Annotated in this window: 5 protein-coding genes; 2 read left to right on the top strand and 3 right to left on the bottom strand. The window is 63.0% G+C overall.

The window, feature by feature from the left end:
• The 3 genes from QWB57_RS01295 to QWB57_RS01285 all read right to left on the bottom strand — a co-directional run.
• Window positions 1–208, bottom strand: a 208-nt coding sequence (locus tag QWB57_RS01295) for an FAD-dependent oxidoreductase (RefSeq protein ID WP_288968001.1), incomplete at its 3' end; no start/stop codon positions are given.
• 171 nt (window positions 209–379) lie between these two features.
• The gene (locus tag QWB57_RS01290; protein WP_288968000.1) at window positions 380–1,006 is read right to left on the bottom strand and encodes a CoA transferase subunit B; all 627 of its coding nucleotides are present in this window, start codon (window positions 1,004–1,006) and stop codon (window positions 380–382) included.
• Window position 1,007: 1 nt separating this feature from the next.
• The gene (locus tag QWB57_RS01285) at window positions 1,008–1,760 is read right to left on the bottom strand and encodes a CoA transferase subunit A (RefSeq protein ID WP_288967999.1); all 753 of its coding nucleotides are present in this window, start codon (window positions 1,758–1,760) and stop codon (window positions 1,008–1,010) included.
• A gap of 135 nt (window positions 1,761–1,895) precedes the next feature.
• Here QWB57_RS01285 and QWB57_RS01280 point away from each other — a divergent pair, with 135 nt between their 5' ends.
• Together QWB57_RS01280 and QWB57_RS01275 are read left to right on the top strand one after the other, a co-directional pair.
• Window positions 1,896–2,642 (top strand): electron transfer flavoprotein subunit beta/FixA family protein, encoded by a 747-nt coding sequence (locus QWB57_RS01280; RefSeq protein ID WP_223629101.1) that lies wholly within the window; start codon window positions 1,896–1,898, stop codon window positions 2,640–2,642.
• Window positions 2,642–3,515 (top strand): electron transfer flavoprotein subunit alpha/FixB family protein (locus QWB57_RS01275; RefSeq protein WP_288967997.1); only part of this gene is annotated, 874 nt, incomplete at its 3' end. The genes QWB57_RS01280 and QWB57_RS01275, both read left to right, overlap by 1 nt.

Here is a 3,515-nt window from a genome sequence, read left to right as displayed (position 1 = left end):
CACGGATGACATTTGGGTTGAGCAGACTGACGGTATAGCTGGCCAACGAGTTGCGAAAGCCGGGATGAAATTCCTCGGTCACCGCCGCGCCACCCACAATATGGCGGCGCTCCAACACCCGCACCTGCAAGCCCGCTGCGGCCAGATACGCCGCGCACACCAAGCCGTTGTGACCGCCACCCAGTATCAGTACATCGTCACGTTGCATCGGCCAACCCCATCACGGCATCCGTAATGGGTCAGGATAACTCCCTCTCTATCCGACCAGAGCCACCGGCAGGCGAACCCCTGTAGCGAAATCAAGGAGGAGGCAGCGGCAACGCCGCTGCCGGAGGACATTCGCGAAAGGGATTCGCCTGTCGGCGGCCCCCGCGATAGCTCAGTGCAACGGCACGCCGGTCTTTGCGACTGCTTCCTCACGGCTTACGCCATCGGCCAGTTCCACCAGCTTCAAGCCTTGCGGGGTGACATCGAACACGCCCAGCTCAGTGATGATGCGGTTGACCACACCCACGCCGGTCAGTGGCAGTGTGCACTGCGGCAAAATCTTCGAGGTGCCAGCCTTGGTGACGTGTTCCATCAGCACCACCACCTTGCGCACACCAGCCACCAGATCCATCGCGCCGCCCATGCCCTTGACCATCTTGCCGGGCACCATCCAGTTGGCCAGATCCCCTTTGTCGGTGACCTCCATCGCGCCGAGGATGGCCAGATCAATATGCCCACCGCGAATCATCGCAAACGAATCGTGGCTGCCAAAAAAACTGGCGCCGGGCATGGCCGTGACGGTCTGTTTGCCGGCATTGATCAGGTCGGCATCGAGTTCGGCCTCGGTGGGGAATGGGCCGATGCCCAGCAAGCCATTTTCACTTTGCAGCCATACCTCCATGCCGTCTGGAATGTAATTGGCCACCAGTGTGGGCAGGCCGATGCCAAGGTTGACGTAGGCGCCGTCGGTGAGCTCGCGGGCGGCGCGCTGCGCCATTTGTTCACGGGTCCAGGCCATCTCAGTTGCCCTCCGGCTGGCGAATGGTGCGTTGTTCGATGCGCTTTTCCGGGGTGGCGTTCACCACGATGCGCTGCACATAGATGCCGGGCAGATGCACGTGGTCGGGCTCGATCGCGCCGATCTCCACCAACTCCTCCACCTCCACCACGCACACCCTGCCCGCCATCGCGGCGGCGGGGTTGAAGTTGCGCGCGGTCTTGCGGAACACCAGATTACCGGCCTTGTCGGCCTTCCATGCCTTGACCAGCGACACGTCGGCCTTCAGCGCGGTTTCCAGCACATACATGCGACCATCGAACTCGCGGGTTTCCTTGCCCTCGGCCACGATGGTGCCGTAGCCGGTGGCGGTGAAGAACGCAGGGATCCCGGCGCCGCCGGCGCGCAGGCGCTCGGCCAGCGTGCCCTGCGGGTTGAACTCCAGCTCCAGCTCGCCGCCCAAAAACTGGCGCTCGAACTCTTTGTTTTCGCCCACATACGACGAAATCATCTTCTTGATCTGGCGCGTGGTCAGCAATTGGCCCAAGCCAAAACCGTCCACACCGGCGTTATTGGAAATCACGGTCAAACCGCTCACCCCAGAATCGCGCAGCGCCGCAATCAGCGCCTCGGGGATGCCGCACAGGCCGAAACCGCCCACGGCAAGGGTTTGACCATCCGCCACCAGCCCATCAAGGGCGGCGGCGGCACTGGGGTACTGTTTGCTCTTGGCAGTTGCCACGGGCGCTGCTCCAACGCGGGGTAGAGCAGCCATTCTAGCGATTCGTGCGAGAACACCCAGCGTACCTTCGGGCAATTCCCCGATTTTCTGCGGCCACCGCCGGTGTCCGCTAAAATGGGGGGCTAGGCCCGAAGGCCCCGTTTTCCGCATCTGCAAGGACTGTGCACGGTGAAAATTCTCGTCGGTTACAAGCGCGTGGTGGACTACAACGTCCGCATCCAGGTCAAACCAGACGGCAGCGGTGTGGTCACCGATGGCGTCAAGCTGTCGCCCAATCCGTTTGACGACATCGCGCTGGAAGAAGCGCTGCGTCTGCGCGATGCCGGCATCGCCAGCGAAGTGGTGGTGGCCAGCATTGCCCCGGCCGATGCGCAGCCGCATCTGCGCAATGGGCTGGCGATGGGCGCCAACCGTGCCATCCACGTGGTGGCTGATGCCGCCATCCAGCCGCTGACGGCGGCGCGTGCGCTGCTGAAGTTGATCGAAAAAGAACAGCCCGACTTGGTGCTGCTGGGCAAGCAGGCGATCGACGATGACGCCAACCAGACCGGGCAGATGCTGGCCACCTTGTGGGGTCGCCCGCAGGCCACCTTCGCCAGCAAGCTGACGATTGCCGATGGCAAAGCTACCGTGGTGCGCGAAGTCGATGCCGGACTGGAAACGCTGGAAGTGGACTTGCCGGCGGTGGTCACCGCCGACCTGCGCTTGAACGAGCCGCGCTTCATCAAACTGCCGGACATCATGAAGGCCAAGAGCAAGCCGCTGGAAACCATTGCGCTTGCCGATCTGGGTGTGACCGCGCATGACTCGCTGACCACTACCGCGTATGCCGCACCGGCCAAGCGCAGCCGTGGCGTGATGGTCAAAGATGCGGCCGAATTGGTCGCCGCGCTCAAGCAAAAGGGGTTGCTGTAATGTCCAAAGTCCTCATCGTCGCCGAACACTTGAACGGCGAACTCAACGCCGCCACCGCCAAATGCGTCACCGCTGCGCAGGCATTGGCACCTGCCGCCATCGACATCGTGGTGCTGGCCGCTGACCCGACGGATGTGGCCGCACAAGCGGCGCAACTTGCCGGCGTCAACAGCGTTCTCAGCGTGGCCAATGCCGCCAATGCGCAGGCCATCGCACAAGTGCTGGCACCGCAAATTGCCCACCTAGCCACCGGCTACACGCATGTGTTTGGCCCCTCCACCACCTTCGGCAAGGACCTCATGCCGTGCGTGGCCGCGCTGCTGGGTGTCAACCAAATTTCCGACTTGATGGCGGTGGACGGCAGCCACAGCTTCAAACGCCCGATCTACGCCGGCAACGCCATCATCAGCGTGCAAGCACCGCCCGACCAGACCGTGGTGGCCACCGTGCGCACCGCTTCGTGGGCCGAAGCGGCGCAAGGCGGCACCGCCAGCGTGACGGCTGTGAATGTGGATGCCAGCCTGCCCAGCCACACCCGCTTTATCGGGCTGGCCGCCGGTGCGTCTGACCGCCCCGACCTGCAAAGCGCCAAGCGTGTGGTTTCCGGTGGCCGTGGTGTGGGTTCGGAAGAAAATTTCAAAATCATCTACCAATTGGCCGACAAGCTCGGTGCCGGCGTGGGTGCCTCACGCGCAGCGGTGGATGCCGGCTACGTGCCCAGCGATTTGCAGGTGGGCCAAACCGGCAAAATCATTGCGCCAGAACTCTATGTGGCAGTGGGCATCAGCGGCGCAATCCAGCACCTGACCGGCATCAAAGATGCCGGCACCATCGTGGCCATCAACAAAGATGGCGATGCGCCGATTTTTGAAA

Origin of the sequence: uncultured Thermomonas sp. (assembly GCF_937872235.1) — a bacterium.
Lineage (GTDB): Bacteria > Pseudomonadota > Gammaproteobacteria > Xanthomonadales > Xanthomonadaceae > Thermomonas > Thermomonas beijingensis.
This window is presented reverse-complemented; position numbering and strand designations above follow the sequence as displayed.

What these genes read in the sequence shown, in the direction of transcription:
- QWB57_RS01290 (WP_288968000.1), bottom strand. Translation starts at nt 1,006, where the DNA reads ATGGCCTGGACCCGTGAACAAATGGCGCAGCGCGCCGCCCGCGAGCTC.
- QWB57_RS01285 (WP_288967999.1), bottom strand. Translation starts at nt 1,760, where the DNA reads ATGGCTGCTCTACCCCGCGTTGGAGCAGCGCCCGTGGCAACTGCCAAG.